General features: G+C 66.9%; 7 protein-coding genes. 4 read left to right on the forward strand and 3 right to left on the reverse strand.

Translation table 11 applies throughout. The annotated features are described in order from the left end of the window. Positions 1 to 260: 260 nt before the first annotated feature. Positions 261 to 779, reverse strand: a complete 519-nt coding sequence (locus ACT4N8_RS13730; protein ID WP_444858679.1) for a hypothetical protein — start codon at positions 777 to 779, stop codon at positions 261 to 263. 461 nt (positions 780 to 1,240) lie between these two features. On the opposite strand from ACT4N8_RS13730, the gene ACT4N8_RS13735 reads away from it, so the two are divergent. Further along, entirely contained in the window at positions 1,241 to 1,627 is a 387-nt protein-coding gene (locus ACT4N8_RS13735; RefSeq protein WP_444858680.1) for a hypothetical protein, read from the forward strand. Between the two features lie 109 nt (positions 1,628 to 1,736). Here the strand turns inward: ACT4N8_RS13735 and ACT4N8_RS13740 are convergent, their stop codons facing one another. Further along, positions 1,737 to 2,558, reverse strand: a complete 822-nt coding sequence (locus ACT4N8_RS13740; RefSeq protein ID WP_444858681.1) for a hypothetical protein — start codon at positions 2,556 to 2,558, stop codon at positions 1,737 to 1,739. 341 nt (positions 2,559 to 2,899) lie between these two features. Here ACT4N8_RS13740 and ACT4N8_RS13745 point away from each other — a divergent pair, with 341 nt between their 5' ends. From ACT4N8_RS13745 to ACT4N8_RS13755, 3 genes are all read left to right on the forward strand, one after another. Continuing rightward, positions 2,900 to 3,832 (forward strand): aldo/keto reductase, encoded by a 933-nt coding sequence (locus ACT4N8_RS13745; RefSeq protein WP_444858685.1) that lies wholly within the window; start codon positions 2,900 to 2,902, stop codon positions 3,830 to 3,832. Positions 3,833 to 4,020: 188 nt separating this feature from the next. Further along, a complete protein-coding gene (locus tag ACT4N8_RS13750) occupies positions 4,021 to 4,719 on the forward strand; it encodes a hypothetical protein (protein ID WP_444858682.1) in 699 nt (232 codons plus the stop codon). Positions 4,720 to 4,855: 136 nt separating this feature from the next. Beyond that, positions 4,856 to 5,119 carry a GlsB/YeaQ/YmgE family stress response membrane protein gene (locus tag ACT4N8_RS13755; protein ID WP_444858683.1) on the forward strand — a complete coding sequence of 88 codons (264 nt, stop codon included), beginning with the start codon at positions 4,856 to 4,858 and terminating at the stop codon, positions 5,117 to 5,119. 52 nt (positions 5,120 to 5,171) lie between these two features. Here the strand turns inward: ACT4N8_RS13755 and ACT4N8_RS13760 are convergent. Then, positions 5,172 to 5,432: serine hydrolase (locus ACT4N8_RS13760; protein WP_444858684.1), on the reverse strand; the 261-nt coding region annotated here is incomplete at its 5' end.

Here is a 5,432-nt window from a genome sequence, read left to right on the forward strand (position 1 = left end):
GTGCGCCGCGGCGTTGCGCAAATGGGAGGCGGGGTTTTCCACAACACCCGAAACGGGCGTTTTCCACACACCGATGGGTGCCGGCCAGGCGCCAGAATATTTCCGGTGCCTGTAGTGCCGCCCTCGATTAGCTTCGATAAGGCTCAGGAGAGGCAGCGGCGGCTTTCGACCCATTGCGGACACGGAAGAGGTTGGCAGCTCGGACTGCAAGGAGACGCCGCGGGCTTAATATGCTGGACAGCAGGCGCTTCCCCCTAAACTCAGGCGCAATTCAGATCGAGAACAGCCCAGCCCGCAAGCGCGGCGATTTTCTGGTCGCGGCCCCAAGGGGAGGTGCTGAGTTTTCCTACCCTCCCTGGATCGAGCGACGCTGGCGGGACCAGCTCGACCGGGATCGTGCATGCATCGCGAATAACGTCGCGATGGAAACAGCCTTCGGCGGCGTGGATGCGCGGATGCGCAGCTAGGATGTATGCGAGGGTTCCTGGTTGGCGATCTTTGGCAGCAATTGCGCAAATGTCGGCTTCTGCCAGTAGCGGCTGTAGAGCGCGACGGGCGTTGGCAGTTGCGTGCCGTTTCATTTGAGAGAGCCACCGTTCCGCTGCTACCAGCTCCATCTCCGCCGCCGCATGATAGCAGAAGCGCTCCTTGTCGTCCGCGTAGCGGATCACCTGATTGGCGACGATCTTAGGTTCGGCGGGAGTTCCGCCCACGATGACGCAAGCGGCCCACCCACTATGCGGACTGATGCCAAGCACATGTCGGATGAGCTTCTTCATTGCCCGGCGCCAAGTCGATCAGCCAGATGATACCACACTACGGTCGACCAAGCGACCTCGCTTGCCGCTACTCGAACGCGCCCATGGCAGATGCATCTCGTGTCCTTGGGCGAGCAGGGGTGGATAGGTCCGCTTCCCACCCATCTCAGACATTCCGGCCGGTAAACCGGACCCCGAAAGCGGCCGGTCCGCTAACGACCCATTGCGGACATTCAACACGGATCCTGCTACTGACGCCGCTCCTCCCTCCGCTCCTCGTCGGCCTGCCGCCGCCGAAGACAATTCATGAAACCATATCCCCGGGAAGCGACAATATGATCGGGCTGACCGTGCTGGCGCTGATGCAGGTTTCGCCGGAGAACCCTTTCAGAGAGCTGTTTCCGCCGATCTGTCCCGATCGAACGGCACCATGCGGGCCGAGGTCTCAAGACCCACTCGCCGCGCCGCCTTGTCCCGGCGGGATGCAAGAGGGCTGCGAGCCGTGGGAGCGCGACTGGTCGAGCGCCCGGCCTCGTGAAACGGAATATTTCGAGGTGGGCGTGGGCGACGACGGCTCGCGATGGTCGATACAGAATCTGTCGCTTGTTCGCGCCAGCGGCCGCGCCGAACCGGAGATATGGGTACAGGTGGATTACCGGGCCGTCCCGGAGGCGCGCACGCGGAGCGCGATCTTCCTGGTCAAGATCCAGTGCGCGGCCCGCCGGATGGGCACGCTGAGCTCGGTCCGTTACGGCCCGGGGGGCAGCGTGATCGGCAGCGAGGATGTTGCGCCTTCCGCCGTGCGCTTCAGCCACGCCGCGCCAGGCACGATCTCCTCGATGATTCTCAGGACGGCCTGCGGCGGGTAGAATCGGGCGCCCTTCGATCCGGTCGAGTAGCTGTCTTGTGACTGCTTTCGACCCGTTGCAGACATAATCGGCTAGTTGGCGTAGTTCGCGTATGCCCCGTCAGCCAGAGCTAAACGCGACCGGGGGCCAAACTGGCCGACGGCTTTTGCCTCTTTGTCGGCAGCACGGTGGTGGCGAGCAGGGCCGCGACGATTACGAAGGTAACGAGGAAAGTCGATGCTTGGTTCGGAGCCCCCACCAGTCGGGTGAGCGGATCGATGAGATCCAGATGGGTCAGCCAAGCCTTCATGGCCTCTGCCAGTAAGTAGGACGCGGCGGCGAGAAGGTAGGGCCAATTATGCCGCCGATCCTTAATGAGGAGGAGCAACGCGATGGCCAGGACAATGGCCTGAGCCGTCATGGCGGCGGTCTGGAAGCGATAGAATGTTTCCGGTCCCTCTATGCGGAACGGCGGCGCGAAGGCCAGGAGAACGAAGAAGAGCGCTGGACCCAGGAACAGGATGAGTGTGCTGTAGAGCAGCGCGCCGTGCACCTTCCTGCGCTTCTTCAAGACGAATGCCAGGAGAATGATGACGGCCAGCCAGAAGGTTCCAAAGACGTTCTGGACGATCAGGAAGTCCTCCTCGCCCGAGGCGAGCGCGCTGCTTGCGCTATGGACCGTCAGCAGGGCCACCGACGCGACTAGGAGGGGACCGGCAGCCAGCACTGCCAGGCCCCATCGACGATGCTCCGCCCGCTTGCCGCTCGGGAGAAGCACCAGCTGGGTGAGAAGCAGCCCCATCCAGATGTAGGTCGTGGCCGCATGCAGATAGTGGTGCGGCTGGGGATCCGCGCCCTGACCGAAGTAGATGCTCCAGAAGCCCAGCAGGCCGACGACCATCGTCGTGCCGAGAAGGAGGAACTCCGCCGCATAAGGCTTGTAGCGCGCCATCCCAAGCTCCCCCGCAGAGCGACCGCCATGCGACGGGACGGCAGCAATCGATGAGGTCGCATGTTCGTAGAAAACTTGCAACGTGGGAATACCATCTGCTTTCCAAGGTGAGCGAGTTCACAGCCTTCTGATCTGAGAAATAAGTAGTCACGCGAAAATGACTGGGTGTGGCCGTTAGCTGTCGGTCTGCTTACGTCCGCTTCCCACCCGTAGCGGACGTTCGGAAGGCCCGAGAAACGCAGAATGTGCATCGGGCGGGCGGCGAAATCCGGGCCTCGGGGTCGGGCGGCGCGGCGGTTGGGATTATCGCGGCGAGGCCTTAAGGGGGCGTCATGGCAGAGATGGAAATGCGCCCGCTCGGCGAGAGCGGACTGGCGACGCCCCGGCTGGTGCTTGGCGGCAATGTCTTCGGCTGGACGGTGAAAGGCGAGGAGGCGTTCGCGATCGTCGACCGTTTCGCGGAGGCCGAGGGCACGATGATCGATACGGCGGACGTCTATTCGGCCTGGGTGCCGGGGCACCGGGGCGGCGAATCCGAGGCGCTGCTCGGCGAATGGCTGAGGCGGCGCGGGGGCAAAAGCGGCGTCGGCATCGCGACCAAGGTCGGCTACGAGCGCGGCCTGTCGGCGGCGCATATCGAGGAGGCGGCGGAGGCGTCGCTCAGGCGGCTCGGGGTCGAGGCGATCGACCTCTATTATGCGCACAAGGACGATTCCGAAACGCCGCTGGAGGAGACGCTGGGCGCGTTCGACCGGCTGGTGAAGGCCGGCAAGGTGCGCGCGATCGGAGCGTCCAACTACAGCGCCGAGCGGCTGGCCGCGGCGCTCGACCTCTCCGAGCGCGAGGGGCTGGCGCGCTTCTCGGTGCTGCAGCCCGAATATAATCTGATGGCGCGGGACAAGTTCGAGGGGGCGCCGCAGGATCTCTGCGTCGCCCGCGGCATCCTGGCCCTGCCCTATTTCGGCCTCGCCTCGGGCTTCCTCACCGGCAAGTACCGCTCGGAGGCGGATCTGGGCAAAAGCGTGCGCGGCAGCCGGATGAAGGCCTATCTCGACGAACGCGGAATGCGCGTTCTCGCCGCGCTCGACGCGGTCGCCGCCGAAGCCGGCGCCACCCCGGCCCAGGTCGCCTTGGCCTGGCTCGCCGTCCAGCCCGGCGTCGCCGCCCCGATCGCCAGCGCGACCAGCCTGGCGCAGCTGGAGGAATTGCTCGGCGTGCTCACGCTGGAATTGACGCCGGAGCAGGTGGCGAGGTTGAGCGAGGCGTCGGCCTAAGCGGGGAGGCGCCACGGGACCATTGTCCCGTGACGTCGGTCGGGTTCGGTCCGAGGACCGGACCGCCCCGCCGTCCGAGCTGGCCGAGTCCGCGGGCCAGCTTGCGATCGCTGCGCGCTCGCGGCGGCTGGCCGCGGCTCGGCTGCGCTCTTGCAAAATAGGATTTGGGTCTATTGATAACGTGTCCCATGGCGAAGGGACGCGACTCCAAATCACCTAAGCGCCGCTACGTCCGGTTCACGCGCTGGCGCCGGCGGCGGTTCTTCGCGCTTTTGGCGGAGAGCGGGAACGTGCGGCTGGCCGCGGAGCTTTCGGGGGCGGGGCTGGGCTGCATCTACCGGCTGCGGGGGACCGAGCCGGGGTTTAAGGAGCGGATGGCGGCGGCGCGGGCGCAGGCCAGCGCGCGGTTGGCTGAGCGGGAAGAGGCCCCTCCACCACCCTTCGGGCGGTCCCCCTCCCCGAGAAATCTCGGGGAGGATTTGGTGATTCGGCGCGGACGGGGCGGGCGGCTGCGGAAGATGGCGGTGGGGCCGCATTGGTGGACGGAGCGGCACGACGCATTGTTCCTCGGCCATTTGCGGATCACCGGCAATATCGCCGGCTCGGCGCGGGCGGCGGGGTTCACGCCGAAGAGCGCTTGGAACCGGCGGGACCGGCTGCCCGGCTTCGCGCGCGCCTGGGACGAGGCGCTCGCCGAATCCGAGGGGCATCTGGAGGGCGAGCTCGCCGCGACCGTGCTGCGCGGCGGCGCGGACCCGGAAGCGATCGCGCGGGCGATGGCCGGGGCGCGCGACCAGTGGTTCGACGTCGAGCTGGCGATCCGGCTGCTCGGCCGGTGGGAGAAGCGACGCGCGCGGGAGGAGCGGGCCCGGCGCGGCGGGCGATGACAGTCGTCCCGGGCGGCGTCTCGCGGCCCGACTTCGTCAGCTTCGCGAAAGCGCGCGCCAACGCCGCCGCCGCCTGCTATGCTCGGCGTCGCGAGACGGGCCCGGCCCCCGGGCGCCACGGCAAAGGAGACCAAGCATGACCACAGAGTCGCTCGTGATCTTTATCCTCGTTGGACTTGCGGCGGGGTTCTTGGCCGGAGTCCTCGTCCGGGGCTATGGCCTGGGCCTGGTCGGCAATCTGGTCGTCGGCGTGGTCGGCGCCTTGCTCGCCGGCTGGCTGCTGCCGCGCGTCGGCGTCAGCTTCAGCGTCGTCAATCCTCTCGTCACCTCGATCGTCTACGCCACGATCGGCGCGGTCGTGCTGCTGGTGCTGATCGGGTTCGTGCGCCGGGCCAGATAGCAGCGCACTCGACGCTTTAGCCGGTTCCGCGGGGGCGGAGGTCCGCCCTATCCTACTGGGCGGTGCCGCGGGTGCTGTACGCCTGGATCGCGCCGGGGACATCCTGCAGGCCGGCGCGTCGCGGCTGCCCGCCGAGCGTGTCGTAGATGGCGCGGGCGGCGGTGGCGATCACGCCGGGGCGGTTGTCGCCGCCGCGGGCGAAGAAAGCGACCGCGATCCGCCGCCCCTCCGGCGTGGTGAGGAAGCCGACGTCGCCGGTGTAACCGGAGAGCGTGCCCGTCTTGTGCTCGACCATCGCGCCCGGCGGCAGGAT

Origin of the sequence: Sphingosinicella sp. (assembly GCF_052387495.1) — a bacterium.
GTDB lineage: Bacteria > Pseudomonadota > Alphaproteobacteria > Sphingomonadales > Sphingomonadaceae > Allosphingosinicella.

What these genes read in the sequence shown, in the direction of transcription:
- ACT4N8_RS13745 (WP_444858685.1), top strand. Translation starts at nt 2,900, where the DNA reads ATGGAAATGCGCCCGCTCGGCGAGAGCGGACTGGCGACGCCCCGGCTG.
- ACT4N8_RS13740 (WP_444858681.1), bottom strand. Translation starts at nt 2,558, where the DNA reads ATGGCGCGCTACAAGCCTTATGCGGCGGAGTTCCTCCTTCTCGGCACG.
- ACT4N8_RS13730 (WP_444858679.1), bottom strand. Translation starts at nt 779, where the DNA reads ATGAAGAAGCTCATCCGACATGTGCTTGGCATCAGTCCGCATAGTGGG.
- ACT4N8_RS13735 (WP_444858680.1), top strand. Translation starts at nt 1,241, where the DNA reads ATGCAAGAGGGCTGCGAGCCGTGGGAGCGCGACTGGTCGAGCGCCCGG.
- ACT4N8_RS13750 (WP_444858682.1), top strand. Translation starts at nt 4,021, where the DNA reads ATGGCGAAGGGACGCGACTCCAAATCACCTAAGCGCCGCTACGTCCGG.
- ACT4N8_RS13755 (WP_444858683.1), top strand. Translation starts at nt 4,856, where the DNA reads ATGACCACAGAGTCGCTCGTGATCTTTATCCTCGTTGGACTTGCGGCG.